The organism is Micromonospora sp. NPDC005979, assembly GCF_040614415.1.
In the GTDB taxonomy this organism is placed as follows: domain Bacteria; phylum Actinomycetota; class Actinomycetes; order Mycobacteriales; family Micromonosporaceae; genus Micromonospora.
On the sequence record NZ_JBEXUR010000005.1, the window covers coordinates 15,938 to 35,220 of the forward strand.

Below are 19,283 nucleotides of genomic sequence, written 5' to 3' on the forward strand. Positions count from 1 at the left end.
CGATGGAGGGAGAACCGATGCAACCTCGCGAATCCATGCGCGGCCTGCCGCGTCTCGTCCAGCCGTTCCTGACCTGGGTCACCGGCATGCCGCTGACCGGCGCCAAGCCCCGGGTGCTGTGGCGGCCGGTGCTCGCGCTGATCGCAGGCTTCGTGCAGACCGTGGTGGGCGTGACCATCGGTGTCGCGGGCCTGCAGGCGCGTTGGTATCTCGGGATTCCGTTGGTGCTGCTGTCCTGGCCGATCACCGCCGGCGGAATACGCCGGCTGGACGTGGTGGTGGTGCACCAGACGCTGCACCAGATGTACACCCCTTCGACCCGAGGGAATCGCATCGTCAGCGAGATTGTCACCACCCTGACGTGGCGCCCGCCGTACGACGAGAACCGCAAGGAACACCTTGTGCACCACGCCCACCCGTGTTCCCTGCGCGACGGCGACATCCTCTACCTGGCTTCAACCGGGGCGCGTCCGGGCATGACGAGGCGAGAATTCCGCGGCTACCTGTGGCGGGCGCTGATCTCGCCGCGGCACCACTGGTCATTCTTCGCCGGACGGATGCGTGGCAACTTCTTCTCCCGGCCGCCGGCCTACCGGCTGGCGATGAGCCTGAGCTACCTCGCCGCGACCGTGGTCTTCCTCGGGCTGACCGGCTGGTGGCTGCAGTGGCTGCTGCTGTGGTTCCTGCCGGCAACCTTCTTCTTCCACAACCACACGCTGCTGTACACGCTGAGCGAGCACCGGTGGTGGCTCTTCCAGAACGCCGAGCGGCTCACCAAGCCCCAGCGTGACCAGCTGACCTTCGGGCGGTTCTGCGGTACGGCGGTGCCGCAGACCGGGGACGTCGGTCCGCTCCGCGCCGGCCTCGCCTGGACCGGCTGGTGGGCACGGATGCTGCTGCTGTACGCCCCGTACCGCTTGTGCATCCTGGTCGGCGACACCGTCCAGCATGATCTTCACCATGTGCGCCCCAAGTGCGACTGGGCGAACTCGTCCTGGGTACGCAACGCCGACCTCGGCACCAATCAGGCGGGCCGGTACTTCGAGGTGTGGGGCGGCCTGCTCAGCCACGTCTACGTCGGGAACAGCGTCTCCGACTGGATCACGGCGGAACCCTCCGCGCCGTCGCGCCGTCCGGCGGTCAAGGAGGCGGTGGCCGCATGAGGCGGCAGTCCGAGTCGCTGGACCCGGCGGCGGTGCGGGCCGCCGTACGCGACATCGTCGAGGCTCCACGGTACGACGCCTGGCTCATGGAGATGCCGGACGAGATGCTGGTGCGGCTCGCGGCTCCGCTGGAGATGTTGCAGTTCCAGTTCTACCTCACGCCGCGGCTGGAGCGACACCTGGTCCGTGCGGCACGGGTCTGCTGCGAGGCGAGCGCCGTCGGCCTGGAAACCTGCCCCGCCGACATGCGCCAGGCGTTCCGGGTCCTGGCGGACGTGGTCGGGGTGCGAACCTCGCTCGAGCTCGGCTGAGACCGGTCTGGCGCGATCGAAGCGCGGGCGGGAAATCCCGCCTGCGCTTCGTCGTTTCCTGCTCAGATCATTCCGCAGCGGGTCCCGAGGATGTTGTCGGCGGGCAATGCCTGCTCGGCGAGGAGGCTCATCCACGACGAAAGCCCGAGGTCGCACACGCCCCGAGCCGGGGCCGGCAGCCGAGAGGCCAGGAACCATCGCTGGGCGGCGGTGGACGGCCCTGCCACGAACGTGATCCGCAGCCCGTGCTCCCCGGCGGCCCAGGTCAGCGCATGCCGCTGGGGTTCGCCGCGCGCGACAGCCCCCAGCCAGACCCCTTCGGGGGCCAGCGCCCCAGCCACCAGGGCGGCCAGGTCGGCCAAGTCGGGGCGCGCGATGACGGAGCCGTCGACGACGAAGTCCAGCCGGCCCGCGAAACGCTCCGACCGCAGATCCGTCGCCGTCAGGCTGACGGGACGGCGGACTCCTCCCGGGCGGCGGCCACCGTGCCGTGACCGACCCTCGGGCACCCGCCCGAGACGGTAATAGTTTCCGGCAGCCAGATAGGCGAGGGTGAACGGATTTCCGCCGACCGGCTCCGACGCCAGGTCCAGCAGACGGTGGTCCTCGCGCAGACCCGCCCGCAACAGGATCACCAGTTGTAGGGCGTCCGCGAGCTGGTCGTTGGCGGGGCGCGGAAGTGCCGCGAGGGTCATCTTCTCCTCCGGTTCTGCCTTGTCGGAACGATGGTCAGGCGGTTTCCCCGCCCGGCGGGCAACTGCGAGAATGAGCGCGGGTCCGATCGCGGGTGAAGGATGAGGGACGCATGCTGAGGCTGGAATTCTCGGTCGAGGACATCGCCCGGACCCGGTTCGCCAGCTCTCCGCTGTGGGAGGTGGTAACCAGCGTTCAGGCGCTCAAGGATCCAGGCCGGCACGTCCTGCACCTGAGCTGGCACGATGTGACCCGGCGCCGGCTGAGCCGCGAGGGCGTCGACTTCCCGCTGCTCAGCGCGCTGGTCCCGGTCCCGAGCTACTACGTGCCGGATTTCCTCACTCCGGTACCGGACACCGCAGCGCCCACCCTGGACGAGGAGCTGGCCGGTGTCGCCGCCACGCCGCCGGGCCTGGTGCGCACCGACCTGGAGCGGATGCCGAAGCCGTGGCCTGCCCTGGTCAGCGCGTTGCATCGCGACCCCGCCACCGGCCTGGCCCGACTGATCGACGAGATACGCGCCTATTGGGCGGTCGCGTTGGCGCCGCACTGGCCGCGCATCAAGCGCCTGCTCGACGGTGAGGTACTGCACCGCGCCCGGGCACTCGCCCACGGCGGCGCGGCCGCACTGTTCCAGGGACTCCATCCCCAGGTCAGCTGGCACGAGGCAAGTCTGCGGGTGGCACACCCCGCCTACGAGGCGACCCGGGCACTGGACGCTGGCCTTGGCCTGGTGCTGGTGCCCAGCGTGTTCGTGTGGCCGGGGGTGTTCTCCCAGAGCAACCCTCCGGGCCAGCCCGGCCTGGTGTATCCCCCGCACGGCATCGGGCAGTTGTGGGGGTCCGGGGCCCGGCCGGCGCCACGCGCTCTCGCGGGGCTGATCGGGCCGTCCCGCGCCCGGATCCTGATCGAGCTGGAGGTGTCCACCTCGACGGCGGAGCTGTCGTCCCGGCTGAAGATGTCGGCGCCCAACGTCTCGCACCACCTCACCACGCTTCGCAAGGCAGGCCTCGTCGCCGCCCACCGCGCCGGGCACAGCGTCCTCTACCTGCGGACGGCGGCGGCCCAGACGCTGATCGCCGCCTGCGAGCCGGGCTGAGCTCACGAGAACACGACTGTGCGCTGCCCGCAGAGGATGACCCGGCGCTCGGCGTGCCACTTGACCGCCCGCGCCAGTGCCCTGGCCTCCAGATCGTGGTTCAGCGCGGCCAGTTTTTCCGGCGTGAACCGGTGGTCGGCCCGGGCGAAGTCCTGCTCGATGATCGGTCCCTCGTCGAGATCGGCCGTGACGTAGTGAGCCGTCGCACCGATGACCTTGACTCCGCGCTCGTGTGCTCTGCGGTAGGGGCTCGCGCCCTTGAAGCTCGGCAACAGGCTGTGATGAATGTTAATCACCCGCCCCGCCAACCGACGGCACAACTGGGGCGAGAGAATCTGCATGTAGCGGGCGAGCACGAGGGTGTCCGCCGAGTACGTGTCGATCAGCCTGACCAATTCCGCCTCGGCGTCCGTCCTGCCCTCGGCGGTGACCGGCACGTGGTGGAAGGGCACGCCGTGCCACCGGGCGATGTCCGCCAAGTCGACGTGGTTGGATACCACCGCGGACACCTCCACCGGCAGGGCGCCGGTGTGAGCCCGGAACAGCAGGTCGTTCAAGCAGTGACCGTACCTGGAGACCATCACGAGCACCCGGTGTGGGACGGAGAGGTCGTGTAGCTGCCACTGCATGCGGAAGCTCTCGGCGACCGGCTCGAACTCCTTACGGATCCGCTCGACATCAGGCGGCCCGGGCTCACCCCGCGCCTGCACCCGCATGAAGAATCGGTTCGCCGCGGCGTCGGCGAACTGCTGACTCTCCGAGATGCTCAGCCGCTGGTCGGCCAGAAACCCGGTGACCTCCCTGACGATCCCGCGCCGGTCGTCGCAGGCAAGCGTCAGGACGTAGTCGGGCTGGACCGGTTCGGGCATGGCGAGACTCCTTGCTTCTGTACTGGCCGGACGGGTGGCGGCGAGTCGGTCGCTCTTCTCGGCGGTGTACCGCAGCATCGTCAGAAGTTGGTGGGCGGTGACCCGGCCCGGCACGACCCGGGTCGACGGTGGCAACGGCAGTTTGCCCCGGTCGGACCAGCCGAGCCGGCCGTCCGGGCCGATCGCCGCCTGGGTGCGGCCGGCGTTGTCCTGGTGCAGGCAGTACGGCACGTCGAGCAGGCCGGCGGCGAACGCGGCCCGCAGGGCCGAACCAACATCGTCGGAGATTTGCAGCACGGCGTGTACCAGCGCGGACGCCTCGGCGAGCACCTCGCCATACCCCACCTGGCCGGGGTCCGGCAGCCCACGGTCGCGGCCGGCCGCCGCCGTCCGCGCGGCAGCGCGCAGGGCAGACACGTTCTCGGCCACGGTGGGAAGCCGGTGCGCTTCCACGGTGGTCTTGACGATGAGCCGCTCGGCTCCGCCGAGCACCGCGATCTCCGCGCCTCGGCCGGTGAGGAGCGCGGCGCCGGCCTCGGTGGCGGGGAAGACGCCCATGTACGCGTAGAGCACCACGTGCCAGTCCACATCGGCGGGCAGCAGGTCACCGGCGAGGGTGCGCAGTGCGGCCAGCGCCTCGATATCCTGCACCGGATTGGTCTGCTGGGTATAGCTCAGTGAGATGCTCCGGATGCCCTGCTGCACGAAGAAGATGCCTTCGAGCACGCTCATCGCCACCAGCAGTGACGGAGGACAGAGCTGGCCCAGCAGGCAGCCGCCGAAAGTCTCCAGGTGGGCGCGTCGGCCCCGGGCGGCACATTCCTCGTGCAGCTGCCGCGACGCGTCGCGCCACCTGGCGACGGACTCGGCCAGCGGGGTGCGCCCGTACGGCAGACAGTAGGACACCGGCCCGCCTTCGCTGGCCGACAGACCCGCCTCCACCAGGGTGTGGAAGATCCGCTCCGGTGCGGCCGATCCGTGCCGGACCTGCACGGGTAGCGCACCGGCCGACGCCGCGACCCGCGCGGTGACCGCGGGCCCGTGGGCGACCAACGGGAAGCCGTTCAAGGGGGCTCCGCCGCGTAGCGCGGCCCGGGCCGCCCGCTCGTCGCCCACACGGGTGTAGCTGTCCACCGTGATGGTGGCCACCGCGCTGAGACCGGTGGCCGCAACCGCCCGCAGCCCGGCCGACATGTCCGCCGGATCGCTCATGCCCATGCGGGGCTGCACCACGAGCCGTCCTGCCGCACGCACGTGGGCCGCCAGGTCTCCGGTCGCAGCGGCCGAAGTGGTCACGCCGCCCTCGCGGACTCGCGGTCGCCGGTCTGGACCGACAATGCCTCCACCAGGCCGGGCAGCTCCGTCACGTCCGATCCCTGTGGAAAGACCAGGTCGAAGCCGGCTGCCGCGAGCCGCTCGACGTAGGGCCGGTCGTCCCCCGCGATGCCCAGCTTGCCGCCGATCACCGCCGGGATGTGCCGGATGCGGGCGTCGGCGCGAACCCGGCCGATCAGGCGGGCGCCATCGAGGTGACCGTGACCATTGACCGAGCTGATGACGATCACGCTCGGCCGCCACCGGGCGGCTGTCTCGACCAGCAGGTCGTCCGGCACGCAGGCACCGAGGTTGGTCACCTGGTGTCCCGCCTCTTCCAGCAGCAACTGCAGGTAGACGAGATTCCAGGTGTGCGAGTCCGACGACACACTAGACAACAGGACCCGGCAGTGACCGGACGACCGCCGCGGCATCATGCCGCGCTCCGCTCGACCGGGTAACCCTGGCGCTCCCAATACTCCAGTCCACCCATCATCTCCTTGACCAGTAGGCCGTGCGCGGCCAGGTGCGCACCGGCGCGGACCCCGCCGTTGCAGCCGGGTCCCCAGCCGTAGGTGACGTACACCGCCGCCGGGTCCAGCAGGTCCAGCGTCTCGGGCGTCATGTCCTGATGCGGAATATTGCGGGCGCCCGGGACGTGCCCGGCGGCGTACGCCGCGGGTCGCCGGACGTCCAGCACGACCAGGCTGGCGACTCCGGCCTCGAGGTCGTGGTACACGTCGTACGGATCGGTCTCGCACTGCAGCCGGTGTTGGAAGTAATCCCGCGCTTCGGCGTGCCGGGCGGGCGGGACCCCAAGGACGCGGGACGCGTGCTGAGGCGACGCGACCGGTGTTGCCTCGTCGATCATGATTTTGCCCCTTCTGCTGATTGGGTTTCCGCGAACGCCGGGCTCAGGGGGTGGGTGCGTCCTCAATCGCCAGGCGCAGCACGGTGAGAAGGACGTCCAACCCTTGGGCAAGGTGTTCTTCGGAGATGGTCAGCGGGGGCAGAATCTTGATCACCTCACCGTTGCGGCCGCAGGTCTCGACGATGAGGCCTCGGTCGAAGCACATGTTCGAGATCTTGCCGGCGGATACGTCCCGTACCGCGGACAGGTCGAGTCCCCAGATCAGGCCAACCCCGCGCAGTCGCGCACCGGCGTCCATCGCCGGTGAGCAGCCGATCCGGCGGGCGAGCTCACGTCCCTTCGCACGGACGGCGGCGGCGAACACGCCGTCCGGCCCATCCGCCCAGAACTCGTCGAGCACCGCGGCGGCGGCGACGAACGCGAGTTGGTGACCGCGAAAGGTTCCGTTGTGCTGACCGGGACGCCACACGTCGTACTCTGGCTTGATCAGCACTATCGCCATCGGAAGGCCGTAGCCGCTGATCGACTTCGAGAGCGTGACCAGGTCCGGCACGATGCCGGCTCGCTCGAAGGAGAAGAACCGGCCGGTCCGGCCGCAACCGGCCTGGATGTCGTCGACGATCAGAAGGATCTGGTGCCGGTCGCAGAGTTCTCGCAGCCCGCGGAGAAACTCGGGCGGGGCGAGGTAGACGCCGCCCTCGCCCTGAACCGTCTCGAGCAGCACCGCAGCCGGCTTCGGCGTACCGGCGTTCGGGTCCTCGACCATCCGGCGCAGCAGGTCCAGGGTGTCGTAGCCGCCGAGCGGCGAGTCCGGGTACGGCAGGTGCGTCGTTCCAGTGAGCGTGCCGTGCAACCCCGCGCGGTAGTAGTCCGAGGCGGTGGCCGCGAGCGAGCCGGCGCTGACACCGTGGAAGGCGCCGCTGAACGCGATCACGTTGGTGCGACCGGTCACCAGGCGGGCCAGCTTGAGGGCGGCCTCGACCGCGTTGGTACCGGACGGGCTGCAGAACTGCACCCGATAGTCCAGCCCTCGGGGGCGCAGCACGTGGCTTTGGAACGCGTGGAGGAAGTCGAGCTTGGCTGAGGTGGTCAGGTCGAGTCCGTGGGTAAGCCCGTCGCGTTCGAGGTACTCGATCAGCTGTCGCTTGACCGGTTCCGGGTTGTGCCCGTAGTTGAGGCTGCCGGCTCCGGACAGGAAGTCGATGTACGAGACGCCGTCGTGATCCCGAAGGAGGTCGCCCTTCGACGTGGTGAAGACGGTGGGGAAGGACCGGGAGTAACTCCGGACCTGTGACTCGCCGGCCCCCTGGTCATTGGTGAAGCTCATCTGGAAGGCTCCGCTCGTAACGGTCGGATCAGTGGTCGGCCGCCGTGAGTGACCGGACGGCACCGATGTCGCGGCGGTACCGGCAGCCGGGAAATTGCACGTGTTCGGCCGCGCGGTAGGCGGCGTCGCGCGCCTCGTTCAAGGTCTCCCCGCTACCGACGACATGCAGAACCCGGCCACCCGCGGTGACCGGATCACGGTCCGCGCCGAGCGCGAGGTGGCCGTAGAACAGTTGGGCCTGCGGCGAGGCCTCAGCGGCAGCGAGGCCGGTCACCGGTTGCCCGGTGACGAATTCCCCGATTGGCCAGCCGGGCGGCGCGGCCGGGTCGGCCGGATCAAGGCCGCCCTGAGTGAGCGCGACGGAGCATCGGTGCAGCCTGTCGACATCGACCCGGTGCTGGCCGAGCCGCCGGTCCAGGACCGCCCGGCACAGCTCGACGAACGAGGTGGTGATTCCGGGCAGCACGACCTCGGCCTCGGAGTCGCCGAACCGGGCATTGATCTCGATGAGCCGCAGTCCGGCTGGGGTGATCATGGCCCCGAGATACACGAAGCCCGTGAAGTCCAGGCCCTCCGCACTCAGGCCCCGCATCAGCGGGTCGAGCAACTGGTGGCGAACGGCCGCCCGGAGCGTCTCGTCCTCCTCCGGGTGCGGCGCGATCGACCCCATCCCGTCGCAGTTGCCGCCCCGATCGCCATCGAAGGTCCGCTTGTAGTCCAGAGCGGTCGGGAGCAGGACGTAGGAGCTGCCATCGAGCAGCGCGAACACGGAGATCTCCTGGCCGTACAAGCGCTCTTCCACCACCACCCGGAAGGCATCCCCCAGTTCCTCGGCGAAGCGCCGGACGGCGGCCTCCGCCTCGGCGGTGGTCTCGCAGACGACGGCGCCGTCGCCGTTGAGCGTCAGCCCATCGGCCTTCACGACGCAGGAGTACGGCTGGGACCGGATGTAGGCCAGCGAGGCGGCCGGGTCGCTGAAGGTACGGAATCTGGCGGTCGGGATGCCGTGTTGGGCGCAGAACCGCTTGCCCGTGGCCTTGCTCGACTCCAGGGCGGCGGCGGCCTGGGTCGGGCCGATCACCGGATAACCGAAGCAGCGCAGCACGTCGACGTATCCGCGCGAAAGGGCGTCGATGTTCGACACGAAGACGAGGTCCATCGGGTTGGCCCGGAGGAACTCCAGCGCCGTGCGGGGGTTGTCGAGCGTCACGCCAGCCGCCGGGCGGATCCGGTCGTGCTTGATCACGTCGCATCCGGGTCCGTAGTACACGATCACGTCGGGATCGGTTCGGGTGAACAGGTCACAGATGGCGTGTCCGCGCCCGGTGCCGTCCACGACGAGAACACGGGTCTTCCGCCCTGCTGCGGTCATTGGCCGACCTCCGCACTTTCCATTGATGCGCCTTTGTGTTCCGGCGCGGCCGGGGCACGGTCCGCCGGAGCGTGCGCGGGCTGCGGCCACAGGTCCGTCCGGTCGAGGTGGGAGATGTCGTACCTGCCGAGCGCGCTCGCGATCAACCGCAGCTCCAGCGCCAGCGCCTCGACCAGCCGGATCAGCCCGTGGTCGGGGTCCTCGTCGACCGCGATCAACGCAGCGCGACCCAGGCCCACCGCCCGGGCCCCCAGCGCCAGGCATTTGGCGGCACGAGCCCCGTCGGTGATCCGGCCGGACGCGAGCAGACTCCGTCCCCGGGCGTCGACCTGGCCCAGGCAGTCCGCCAGTGACAGGCCCACGTGCTGGAGGAAGACGGTCGGTGCCCAGCCTGTGCCGCCCTCGGCACCGTCGACGGTCACCGCGTCCGCCCCGGCCGCCCAGCATGTCTCCGCCGCTTCACCGACGTCACGCGCCGGCGGCAGCTTCACCCAGACTCGGCAGCGTGGGTAGTTGTTGCGCATCAGGCGTACCTGCTGACCGAGGATTTCACGGGTGAACGTGCCGGGGGTGCCGCTGCGCAGCACCGCGTCGGTCTGTCGGTCGTACAGGTCGGCGATGGTGAAACGGTCGGCCATCGCCGCGGCCTGATCGCGACGGAGCAGAGTCTGCCCGCCCAGGCCGGGCTTCGCCCCCTGCCCGACCTTGAGCTCGAACGCCAGCCGGCCCTGCTCAAGCAGCCTGCTCGCCGTCGGGTCGCTGTAGACGGTGTTCCACACCTCCGCATCGGCGTCCTGAGTGGACTGCTGGACCACCACGCCGCCGCCGCTCTCGCCTGTCTTCAGGTACGCCTCGATCCGGCCCAGGAGCGCACCCCGCTCCTGTTGGCCGAGCCGGCCATACCCGCTGACCGGTACGACGTTCTCCCCGATGACCAGAGGAATACCGAGTTCACCGGCCTGCCGGCTGAGGCTCACGCCCGCTCCGGTGGCGGACACGTCGGTGGAGCCGAACGCGCTGACGTACAACGGATACGGGGCGACCAGCCCGCCTACCACCGTGCTCAGCAGGACATCCTCGGGCCTGGGCTCCTCGCCCAACTCCAGCAGCCGCTCCAGCCGTTGGGGCACGAACACCGGCGGCACCAGCCGCAGTTGGTCGATACCGTCGCCGACCGGCGCGGCGCGGTCCTCGCCGAACACCGTCCTGCCGTAGGCTCCCGGGTCGGGGAAGACCGCGGCGGCGCCCCGCCGTGCGCGGTCCCGAGCCTGCGCATCGGCGAATCCGGGCGCCTCCAGCCTGGTCACGGCGAGACCACCCCGGGAATCTTCGGGAAGGCACTCGCCTGCCAGACGGCCGGAAGTCCCGCCACGAACCGGGTGAGCCGCTCCAGGCCGATACCAAAGCCGGCGCTCGGCGGCAGCCCTTCCCGGGCGACGTCGAGGTACCAGCGGTACTTGGCGGGGTTCTCGGCCGTCTCCCGCATCCGCATGACCAGCCGGGCGTAATCGAACTCGCGCTCACCGCCACTCGCCACCTCGCCGTACCCGTCCGGCAGGATGAGGTCGAAGTTGCGTAGCACCCCCGGTTCGGTACGGCTCTCCCGGTCGTAGAACCCGCGGGAACCCTTCGGGTAGTCCACCACGAAGAACGCCTGCCGGTACTCGCGCGACAGCAGTTCCTCGCCGACCCAGTCGAGCTCACTGCCGCCCTGCTGCTCGTGCCCCAACTGGTGTAGGGAGGTCACCGCGGCGCGGTGCGTCAGCAGCTCGAACGGTCCAGCCACGATCGGCCCCAGGGCCGCCGGATCGCGGTCCAGGGTTTCGAGGTCGTTACCGTGATGCTCGATGACCGCGGCGACCGCCGCCTGGATCAGCCGCTCGGCCACGCGCATGGCCTCGGTCCGGCTCGCTCCGGCCATTTCGATGTCGATCTGGTGGAACTCCGCCAGATGCCGATGGGTGGTGGCGGTCTCCAGCGGTTCGAGCCGGACGTTCGGCGCGATGTTGAAGATCTTGTCGAAGGCCAGAAGAGAAGCCTGCTTGTACAGGATCCCGCTGGTCATCAGCTTGTAGCGGTGACCGTAGTAGTCGATGTCGACCTGCTTCGCGCCGCGCGCCCCCGGGTCGGTCACCGGCCCGATGGTGGGCGGCATCAGCTCGACGAATCCGTCGGCGGCTAGCAGCTCCCGCACCGCCATGAGGATCCGCTGCTGGATGCGCAGGGTCGCGCGCAGCTGCGGGGAGCGCAGGCGCACCCGTGGGGGCGCGGGCGAGTCACTGGCCAGGACCGAAGTCGTCATCGGCTGCGCTCCGATCGATAGGTGATGGGTTGGTATCCGGCGAGCCGATAGAAGTCCTGGTAGAGCACGTCATAGTCCTTGTTGGACACGAGGATCGTTCCGCCGGCCGCGAAGAGGGAGTCCGTCTCGTCGACGAGGTCCCCGGGCTTGACCTTCCAGGTGATCTCGATGTTGCTGACCAGCGGCGGCCCGTGCAGTTGGTCAACCACCCCGGACCGCTTGGGGATCACCGCGTCGAAGCAGTAGATCTGCTCGTCGGGGTACGGCTCGCTGGCCACGCCGGCCTCCACCTGCAGGGCGAGGTTGACGAGGGCGATGCCGTAGTTGCGCTGCATGGCGGCGAGCCCGGCGAGACCCTTGAACCGGGCACCCACCTCGAGAAAGATGAGTTCGTCTGCCTCGGTGTGAAAGAGCTCCAGGTGGGAGGCGCCGTCGGGCCAGCCGAGAGCGGCCATGGCCTGGGTGGCGAACCGGACCATCCGCGCCACCCGTGGATCGTCGTCGGCGAGGTTGATGTCCGCGTTGACCTGGCCACGGCGGACGTCGAGGGTGTTCACGAGATATTCGGTAACCCCGCCGAACAGCACCCGCCGGTCCTGCGAGACCAGGTTGACGCTGTACATCGTGCCGGTGATCAGCTCCTCGAACTCGTAGTCGGCGTCGATACGCGCATCCGCCGCCCGCAGCTCGGCCAGGGTCGATATCACGTACACGCCGTGGCTGCCGGCGGAGTCGATCGGCTTGAGGATGAAGGGCAGTCCGACATGCGCGATGATGTGGTCGAAGTACCGTGCCAGGTCATCGCTGTCCACCGCCCGGTAGCGCCCGAAGCGCGGCACCCGAACATTCGCGGCGATCAGCCGTTCCTTCATGACGCACTTGTCACGGAACGGCACGATGTCCGCCGGAAGCGGGCCTCCGAGTCCGAACTCGGCGCGTAGCTCGGCGGCAAAGATCATGCTGAGTTCGTCGAAGCAGTGCAGGGTGACCGGGCCGGGTGCCTCGGCGAGCACCTCACGCAGCGCGGCCCGGGCCGCCTGCGGGTCGACCGCCGAGCTGAGCAACGATCCACCGTCGGGCGCCGCACAGGGCACCACGTGCACCTGGTGGAAGTAGGCGTGCCGGTCGGCGTCCACCGTCGCCCACTCGAGGTCGGAGACGATCAGGACGATCCGGATGCCGCGCGGATCGCGGAGCAGGTCGTGGCGGAACGCGCCCATGGCGCGGAAGGAGAGCACGACGGCTGTCTTCATCGGGCCGCCTCCCACCAGCCGGCCGGCTGAAGCGCCTCAGGGCGCCGGTCCGGAAGGTTCCGGCCGATGTACGGCGACCAGGCGAGCACGTTGTTCTGGTTGTCGCCCAAGGGCCGGCCGTTGACCTTGGTGTCCCGACGCGCGCGCAGCGCGGCCTCGTGCAGCTCGACCGGCGTGTTCGCGGTGATCACGAACATGCCGACACTGTCGAGCTGGTCGGCACGCCCGGACAGCGGCGTGCCGGAGGGCTTGGGCAACCGGTGACAGAACGTCCCCGGGGCGAAGTCGATGCTGTCAAACCGGGTCGCGTCGGGCGGCGGCAGCAGAATCATCTCCGCCGCGCTCCGTGGTGAGGCGCTCAGGAAGGACAGATCCGGATGCCGCCCGCACCCCAGATCGGTGAGCACCTCCTCGAACCGTGTCCCGTACGCCTCGCTGAACAGAACGATCGACGCCGTGCCGGCCAACCGCGGGTTGAAGTCGATCAGCTCGATCGGCCCCTCGTCGGGCACCATCATCTCCATCTGGGTGGCGCCGTGCCGGAAGCCCAGGCTGCGGTGAACCTCGTCCGCCTTGGCGAAGATGTCGGGCAGCCGTGGATGCGGGTACGGGAACTGGAAGCCCATCTCGACGACCGGGTCGTCACGGAGGACGTACCGACCCATCAGTCCAATCGACCGGACCTGCCCGTCGTGGACCACCGACTCGACGGACAGCAACTCGCCGCACGCCTCCCCCTCCACCACGAAGCTTCCGTTGGCCTCGATGTAGTCGCGCATCAACCCGTTGGCCACCGCCACCCGGCCAGCCGTCGCCGCGGCCTCGCGCAGCTCGGCGACCGACGAGACGACGAAGCAGAGGGCGCTGCCGGTGCCGTTGGCCGGCTTCACCACCGCCCGACCGGGAAAGCGCCAGTCGTCCCAGGTGAGCGCCTCTGCCAGCGAGGCCGACCGGAGGCCGCTGAGACCGTCGTCGTAGAGGCGCTGGCGTACGGCCTGCTTGTCCAGCATCCCCCGGACCTCGTCCGGGTCGTTGTGTGGCAGGCCGGCGAGTTCGCGAAGCATCGCGTCGTACGGCAGCGTCGGCTCGAAGCCGGCGTACGTGCCGCCGACGTCGTGCCGCTCGTGCACGTCGCGGATGTGCGCCTCCACCGCCGCGGTGTCCGACCAGGGCGGCATGCTGATCAGCTCGTCGACAAAGCCCTCGGGTACGGCGTACGGCCCGGTGGCGCGTAGCGGTTCGCGGTTGAGCACCACGATCCGCATACCGCGCCGCTTGGCCTCCTGCGCGACCAGGAGCATCGGGTTCATCATTTCCAACAGCACGAACGACTGGGTCATGGCGGTCCTACGATCGATTGGGTGGTGGGTACGGGATTGCGAGAGCACTCAGGCCAGCGCCGACACAGGGTCGGCCCGCAACGTGGCCCGGACCTTCCCAGCCGCTGCCTGGGCCCGGGCGAGCGCCATGTCCGGCTCCGGGGCGACCGCGATCACGTGTCCGATCCGATCGGTGTTGCTTTCCGCCGCGACGAGCTCCGCACCCGGGTCGATGTAGAGCCCCACGTCCTGCACCCCGGGCATCGCCCGGGCGGCGGTGACGCCGTCGATCTGCTGCACCACGCCCTCCCCGCTGGGCAGGAAGACGATCGCGGCGGCGCACTCACGGTCTGGATCGAGTTTCGGCGCCTGTCCGAGGTGCATACCGATCAGCGCGGCCAGCAGATCGACGCCGGTCGCCAGGGCTGCGAGGCGGGTGATCCGGTCGCCGGCGGGCCGGCAATTGATCTCGATGAGCTTGGGGCCGTCAACGGTGACCCGCACCTCCACGTGTGCCGCGCCGAACTCGTACCCGATCGCCGCCAGTGCCCGCCGCACCAGGTCGGCGCAGCTCCGCGCGGTCGATGCGGGCAGGTTCGCGGGAACCACGTGGCCCGCCTCGAGAAACAACGGCGGCGGTGAGAGCAACTTCCGGGTGATTGCCACGATCTCGGTGCGCCCCCCGTAGGTCAGCGTCTCGACACTGAATTCGGGGCCGTCGAGATACTCCTCGACAAGCACCACCGGTGTACGTCGCTGACCACGCTCGTTGGGCCGTACGCACCGCTCGAAGAGCGCCTGCGCGTGGTTGCGCGCCTCGCCCTCGGTCAGGCACAGCTTGACCCCGCTGCTCAACACCCCGTCGACCGGCTTGACCACCCAGGGTGGGGGGAACCCGACGGCCGAGGCGGCGGGAAGTGTCAGTCGGTGGTAGGCCGGGATCGGCACGCCGGCTGCCGCACAGTGCTCGCGGGTGCGCGACTTGTCGCGGGCTGCGCGTACCGCGTCCGGGTCAGCACCGGCAAGGCCGAGTAGCGCGGCCGCCTCGGCTGCCACCACCACGTGCCACTCGCTGACGGTGAGCAGGGCTTGGGCGCCACCGCACCGCGCCACCATCGAGGCGACCGTCCGGGCGTTCTCGGTGTCGCAGGTTATGACCTGGTCGATGAGGGAGTCGTCGAATCCGCCGCCGGCCCGTCGGTAGTAGTCGAGGTCACGGGTGACGAAGGTGACGTGATGCCCCAGGCGTCTGACGGTCTCGATGGCCTCGTAGCCGGTTCCGCTGAGGTTGCTCTCCACGAAGGCGATGCGCAGCTGCTGCAATGCGTGTACTCCTCGTTAGACGTGGACTGTCGGATGCGTTGGGGTCAGTCCGACGCGCCCGGCGTGGTGAGCACGGCGATCTTCCCGGCGAGCAGGTCGCAGGTCTCCAGGGCGGCCGCGGTGTCCACGCCGGTCGCCAACACCTGACCGCTGCGCTCGAAGTTGTCGGTGACCGGCACCCTCCGGTCGCCCTCCTTGACGAACATGTCCAACTCGATGAGCGCGGGGTGGCTGAGGACGTCCTCGGTCCCGGCGATGCCGGTCACGATGCCGGGCTCGGCGTTGATGAACCGGGTCGCGGCGGCGCGCAGCGGTTCTGGCCGGTCGGGCAGCTCCGGCAGCAGGCCGAACGGAGACGCCACGGCGTACTGCTCCAGGTCGATCTCGTAGGCGTCCCGAACCAGGTCCGGAATGCGTTCGCCGGCGATGCGGTCATGCGACTCGATCACCACCGGGCCGCCCGGGGACAGCTTGATCTCGGTGTGCGCGACGCCGTCGCGCAGCCCCATGGCGCTGAGGAAGGAACGGACGTAGGCCACCACCGCGGTCTCGTCGGCGTCGGTGAGCCGGGCCGGCAGAGCGTGCGCGGCCTCGACCACACCGTCGGTGTACTTTTCGGTGATCGCGACGACCGAGTGCCGGCCGCCGAAGGAGAAGGTCTCGACGCTGTACTCGGGTCCGGCGATGTATTGCTCGACCAACATCCGGCCCACCGGGAAGAACTGGCCGAGGATGAGGTCGTCGCGGGTCCGCAGAGCGGTGACCGCCTGCCAGGCCGCCAGCACGCCCTCCTCCTGTTCGATGATCTGGACGCCCCGGCTGGCGGTGTTGTCGATCGGTTTGAGCACGATCGGAAATCCGTGCCGACGGCCGAAATCGCGCACCTGCTCCGGGGCGTCGACCTGCTCGGCCGCCACCGTCGCCACCGAGCTCTCGGCGAGGTGTGCGCGCATAGCCAACTTGTCCTTGAACCGCGCGGCCACCTCGTACGAGGTGCCGCCGAGTCCCAGCAGGTCGTTGATCCGGCCCACGGTCTCCATGACCTGTTCACCGAGCGAGACGACCGCGGTGAACCCGTAGGAGGCGTGCGCCGCGAGCACGATGGGTCGGATCAGGTTCCAGTCGGTGTAGTCCACCATGAACAACGCGTCCGCGGCCTCCACATGCCCCGGCAGCATCCGGTCGCGGTGCTGCATGAACAGCACCCGCAGGCCGAGCTCTCGGGCCTTGACCAGGGTCTCCACCCGGCCACCGACAATCAGGATCGTCTCCACAGGCTTCCACTTCCGTCGTTGCGGGCAGATCTACGGTTGTCCGGTGGCGAGGTCGCCGCGCCAGATGCGGAAGCGGCGACCTGTCCTGCGGACTACGCAGGCACATGTGCGACAGCCGGCGCCTGGACGACCGGGTCGGCAGCAGGCGGGCACGGCCCCGTCCGCCGAGACGCGTCGAGGTGGCGACGCGCCTCGGCCAGGCAGCTCGTTGTGTCAGTGCCGGCGGGCACCCTTCCCCCACCCGTGGTCACTACGGGTGAAGGCGGCAAATTCAGGACAGGCAATTGATAAACGCATTGACATGATCCCCCGTGATCGTCGTCAAAGGCCAAACGTCAGCGACGCTGATCCGATTTGTCGGAATCCATCAGCGAAAGCCGGCTCCGGTGACCGAGGTTACTGGTCCCATTGGCGAGAATCGTCGCCATGATCTAGCATGTTTGCGCACTGCACAATCACGCGACGGGGGAGACGGACGTGAGCTGTGTCAATGTGGCGTGCCCAGCCGGCGATATCTGCGAGGCGGGTCTGGCGTTTCTGCCCAGGGCCGCGAGAGAGGGCCACGTCGCCGCCGTCGACGCCCCGCGGTGCCTGCTGGCGCTCGGGCTGCTGCAGCCGCTCGCTACCAACCCCGACCAGCTCAGCGTCGTCCCACCGTCCACGGCCGCCGCGGTGGCGCTGCGGCCCCACCAACGGGCGGCGAGCGAGGCGACGGCCCAGATGAACACGCTCAACGAGACGTTTCGGCGGGTCGAGGACGTGTACAACGCCGCCCACCAGGACCGGGTGCCGGACGTGGTCAACCTGCACGGACTGGCCACGATCAACCGGGTGATCGATGCCGCGGTGGCCGGCTGCGCCACCGAACTGATGACCATACAACCCGGTGGGAGCCGGCCGCCCGAAATCTTGGACGCGCTGATGTCGCGCAGCCTGGAGACCATCCGCCGGGGGGTCCGGCAACGGACCATCTACCAACACGCCGTGCGATCACACCGGCCCACCCTCGAATACGCGATGCGCGTGATGGCTGCGGGCGCCGAAATTCGCACCGTGGACAGAGTTATCGATCGCCTCATCATCTGCGACCGCCGGGTTTCTTTCATATCGGCCGATGACAACGCCGAGGAAGCGGCGGCTCTGGAAATACGAAATCCCGGAGTTGTAGGTTTTCTCGTGAAGGCGTTCGAACACACCTGGGACCGGGCCATCGCAGTGAACGCGTCCTACGGCTTCCGCCCCGAGGACGTGCTGACCGACATTGAACTCAGCGTCGCCCGCATGATCGTCTCGGGGAGCACCGAGGACAAGATCGCTCGCAACCTGGGCATCGGCCGACGCACCGTCGCGGAGTACGCCAGCAGGCTCGCTCGACACCTTGGAAGCCGGAGTCGGGCGCAGCTCGGCTATCTGATCGCGACGCACGGACTACTGGAGGAGGTCGACACCGAGCCCGGGTCGGCATCCTTTATGTCCTGATGCTTATGCAAACCTTTGGCGGCTTGTCCAGGTTGGATGCCGAATTGTCACGGGGAAACACCGGCGGGCTCCGGTTCGACCTTCGGTGGACTTACGGACGGCATCGCGCGCACTGAAGGGAACAGCAGGACCGCACCGCTGAGGAGCACAATTATCATGCCGCCAATGATAAGTGCCGGCTCCTGCGCCGATGTGCCGGCGAGCGGTGCGGCTACCGCGGCGCCCAAGGGCATCAGCGCGTACGAGCCCAGGGTGTCGTACGAGCTGACCCGGGACAGGTATTCAGCCGGAATGCGATGCTGGAGAGTGCTCTCCCAGAATACCGTGAACAGGTCGCTGCACACTCCGGTGACGAAGAGGGCCACCGCCACGGTCCAAAACGGATAGTTCAACCCCAACAAGATCGGGGCCGGCGCAAATCCGGCCACGCTGTAGGCGGCCACGCGCAATGGGAATCGGGCGCGTACCCGCAACGCCACCGCACTGCCGGCAAACAACCCGACGAACATCGCCACCTGCACCAGCGCCCACTGGGCTGGCCCGTTCGGTGTGCGCACCGCGATCACCGGCCCGAGCACCCGGATACTGCCGGTGAAGATGGCGTTCACGATCGCGAACTGTGCGACGAAGGACCACACCCATGAGCGCGTTCGGAAGGCGTGCCAGCCGTTGACCAGGTCACGCCACGCGCTGAGGCCGTTCCCGCGCCGCACCACAGCGATCCGCCGCAGCCCCAGCAGCGAGATCACGGAGACGAGGCACATCGCCGCGTTCACCGCCACGGCGGTGCCCGCGCCGGCCCACGCGACCACTACGGCGGCGACGGCGCCCCCACTGATCGTGGCGGTGTTCTGGAGGACTCGCAGAACGCCATTGGCGGGTTGCAGAGCCTCCGTCGGCACGATTTCCGGGAGGACGGCGGTCGACGCGGGCATGAAGGCACCTGTTGCGGCCCCGGCCACGATGGACAACAAGATCAACGCCGTCTCGTCGTTACGCCCCATCAGGATCAGGGCGGCGGTGGCGGTATGCGAGACCGCCGCCACCCCGTCCGATACTGCCATCACGACGACTTTGGACATGCGGTCCGCCAGCACCCCGCCGGCGAGCAGCAGAGCCACCTGCGCGGCCGTGCGGACGGCCAGCAGGATCGCCAGCTCGCCACCGTCGCCACCGGGCAGCTGCAGGATGCCGAAGGCCAGACCGATCGGGCCCATCGTGTTGCCGAGCAGCACGGCGGTGCGGGCGATGACCAGCCTGGAGAAGTACCGGTCGCGCAGCAGTCGCTTCTCGATCGGGGTGATCATGGGCACC

17 protein-coding genes are annotated in these 19,283 nt (G+C 69.1%); 4 read left to right on the forward strand and 13 right to left on the reverse strand.

All coding sequences use genetic code 11. The features are described 5' to 3' along the window. The first annotated feature begins 17 nt into the window (after positions 1-17). On the forward strand, positions 18-1,163 hold the full coding sequence (locus ABZ272_RS10525) for a fatty acid desaturase (protein WP_355049644.1): 1,146 nt from the start codon (positions 18-20) through the stop codon (positions 1,161-1,163). Further along, complete coding sequence (locus ABZ272_RS10530) at positions 1,160-1,474, forward strand: hypothetical protein (RefSeq protein ID WP_355049645.1); 315 nt, start codon at positions 1,160-1,162, stop codon at positions 1,472-1,474. Before ABZ272_RS10525 ends, ABZ272_RS10530 begins: the two co-directional genes overlap by 4 nt. A 62-nt stretch (positions 1,475-1,536) precedes the next feature. Here ABZ272_RS10530 and ABZ272_RS10535 read toward each other — a convergent pair whose 3' ends face one another. After that, a complete protein-coding gene (locus tag ABZ272_RS10535) occupies positions 1,537-2,169 on the reverse strand; it encodes a hypothetical protein (protein ID WP_355049646.1) in 633 nt (210 codons plus the stop codon). Positions 2,170-2,279: 110 nt separating this feature from the next. Here ABZ272_RS10535 and ABZ272_RS10540 point away from each other — a divergent pair, with 110 nt between their 5' ends. Next, entirely contained in the window at positions 2,280-3,266 is a 987-nt protein-coding gene (locus tag ABZ272_RS10540; RefSeq protein ID WP_355049647.1) for a winged helix-turn-helix domain-containing protein, read from the forward strand. A 2-nt stretch (positions 3,267-3,268) separates the two neighbouring features. Here the strand turns inward: ABZ272_RS10540 and purU are convergent, their stop codons facing one another. The 11 genes from purU to ABZ272_RS10595 are packed head-to-tail and all read right to left on the reverse strand — an operon-like array spanning position 3,269 to position 16,490. Beyond that, positions 3,269-5,431: a formyltetrahydrofolate deformylase gene (gene purU / locus ABZ272_RS10545; RefSeq protein ID WP_355049648.1), complete on the reverse strand. Its 2,163-nt coding sequence runs from the start codon at positions 5,429-5,431 to the stop codon at positions 3,269-3,271. Next, positions 5,428-5,886 (reverse strand): cobalamin-dependent protein, encoded by a 459-nt coding sequence (locus ABZ272_RS10550; protein ID WP_355049649.1) that lies wholly within the window; start codon positions 5,884-5,886, stop codon positions 5,428-5,430. The genes purU and ABZ272_RS10550 overlap by 4 nt, the downstream gene beginning before the upstream one ends. Beyond that, complete coding sequence (locus ABZ272_RS10555) at positions 5,883-6,320, reverse strand: rhodanese-like domain-containing protein (protein ID WP_355049650.1); 438 nt, start codon at positions 6,318-6,320, stop codon at positions 5,883-5,885. The genes ABZ272_RS10550 and ABZ272_RS10555 overlap by 4 nt, the downstream gene beginning before the upstream one ends. Before the next feature lie 43 nt (positions 6,321-6,363). After that, positions 6,364-7,647, reverse strand: coding sequence for a diaminobutyrate--2-oxoglutarate transaminase (locus tag ABZ272_RS10560; protein ID WP_355049651.1), 1,284 nt, complete (start codon positions 7,645-7,647; stop codon positions 6,364-6,366). 28 nt (positions 7,648-7,675) lie between these two features. After that, entirely contained in the window at positions 7,676-9,019 is a 1,344-nt protein-coding gene (purD, locus tag ABZ272_RS10565) for a phosphoribosylamine--glycine ligase (RefSeq protein WP_355049652.1), read from the reverse strand. Next, the gene (locus ABZ272_RS10570) at positions 9,016-10,326 is read right to left on the reverse strand and encodes a glutamate synthase-related protein (RefSeq protein ID WP_355049653.1); all 1,311 of its coding nucleotides are present in this window, start codon (positions 10,324-10,326) and stop codon (positions 9,016-9,018) included. Before ABZ272_RS10570 ends, purD begins: the two co-directional genes overlap by 4 nt. Next, on the reverse strand, positions 10,323-11,321 hold the full coding sequence (locus ABZ272_RS10575; RefSeq protein ID WP_355049654.1) for an asparagine synthetase A: 999 nt from the start codon (positions 11,319-11,321) through the stop codon (positions 10,323-10,325). Before ABZ272_RS10575 ends, ABZ272_RS10570 begins: the two co-directional genes overlap by 4 nt. Next, entirely contained in the window at positions 11,318-12,574 is a 1,257-nt protein-coding gene (locus ABZ272_RS10580) for an ATP-grasp domain-containing protein (RefSeq protein WP_355049655.1), read from the reverse strand. Before ABZ272_RS10580 ends, ABZ272_RS10575 begins: the two co-directional genes overlap by 4 nt. Then, a complete protein-coding gene (locus ABZ272_RS10585) occupies positions 12,571-13,914 on the reverse strand; it encodes an ATP-grasp domain-containing protein (RefSeq protein WP_355049656.1) in 1,344 nt (447 codons plus the stop codon). The genes ABZ272_RS10580 and ABZ272_RS10585 overlap by 4 nt, the downstream gene beginning before the upstream one ends. A 48-nt stretch (positions 13,915-13,962) precedes the next feature. After that, entirely contained in the window at positions 13,963-15,216 is a 1,254-nt protein-coding gene (locus ABZ272_RS10590) for an ATP-grasp domain-containing protein (protein WP_355049657.1), read from the reverse strand. A gap of 44 nt (positions 15,217-15,260) precedes the next feature. After that, positions 15,261-16,490, reverse strand: a complete 1,230-nt coding sequence (locus ABZ272_RS10595) for an ATP-grasp domain-containing protein (protein ID WP_355049658.1) — start codon at positions 16,488-16,490, stop codon at positions 15,261-15,263. A 477-nt stretch (positions 16,491-16,967) separates the two neighbouring features. On the opposite strand from ABZ272_RS10595, the gene ABZ272_RS10600 reads away from it, so the two are divergent. Then, positions 16,968-17,969, forward strand: coding sequence for a helix-turn-helix transcriptional regulator (locus ABZ272_RS10600; protein WP_355049659.1), 1,002 nt, complete (start codon positions 16,968-16,970; stop codon positions 17,967-17,969). 47 nt (positions 17,970-18,016) lie between these two features. On the opposite strand, the gene ABZ272_RS10605 is transcribed toward ABZ272_RS10600, so the two are convergent. Next, a complete protein-coding gene (locus ABZ272_RS10605; protein WP_355049660.1) occupies positions 18,017-19,276 on the reverse strand; it encodes an MFS transporter in 1,260 nt (419 codons plus the stop codon). Between the last annotated feature and the right edge of the window lie 7 nt (positions 19,277-19,283).

Bases quoted from the DNA above. Each gene is read 5' to 3' on its own strand.
- ABZ272_RS10560 (WP_355049651.1), bottom strand. From the start codon at position 7,647: ATGAGCTTCACCAATGACCAGGGGGCCGGCGAGTCACAGGTCCGGAGT.
- ABZ272_RS10540 (WP_355049647.1), top strand. From the start codon at position 2,280: ATGCTGAGGCTGGAATTCTCGGTCGAGGACATCGCCCGGACCCGGTTC.
- ABZ272_RS10535 (WP_355049646.1), bottom strand. From the start codon at position 2,169: ATGACCCTCGCGGCACTTCCGCGCCCCGCCAACGACCAGCTCGCGGAC.
- ABZ272_RS10580 (WP_355049655.1), bottom strand. From the start codon at position 12,574: ATGAAGACAGCCGTCGTGCTCTCCTTCCGCGCCATGGGCGCGTTCCGC.
- ABZ272_RS10550 (WP_355049649.1), bottom strand. From the start codon at position 5,886: ATGATGCCGCGGCGGTCGTCCGGTCACTGCCGGGTCCTGTTGTCTAGT.
- ABZ272_RS10555 (WP_355049650.1), bottom strand. From the start codon at position 6,320: ATGATCGACGAGGCAACACCGGTCGCGTCGCCTCAGCACGCGTCCCGC.
- purD (WP_355049652.1), bottom strand. From the start codon at position 9,019: ATGACCGCAGCAGGGCGGAAGACCCGTGTTCTCGTCGTGGACGGCACC.
- ABZ272_RS10525 (WP_355049644.1), top strand. From the start codon at position 18: ATGCAACCTCGCGAATCCATGCGCGGCCTGCCGCGTCTCGTCCAGCCG.
- ABZ272_RS10575 (WP_355049654.1), bottom strand. From the start codon at position 11,321: ATGACGACTTCGGTCCTGGCCAGTGACTCGCCCGCGCCCCCACGGGTG.
- ABZ272_RS10585 (WP_355049656.1), bottom strand. From the start codon at position 13,914: ATGACCCAGTCGTTCGTGCTGTTGGAAATGATGAACCCGATGCTCCTG.
- ABZ272_RS10530 (WP_355049645.1), top strand. From the start codon at position 1,160: ATGAGGCGGCAGTCCGAGTCGCTGGACCCGGCGGCGGTGCGGGCCGCC.
- ABZ272_RS10605 (WP_355049660.1), bottom strand. From the start codon at position 19,276: ATGATCACCCCGATCGAGAAGCGACTGCTGCGCGACCGGTACTTCTCC.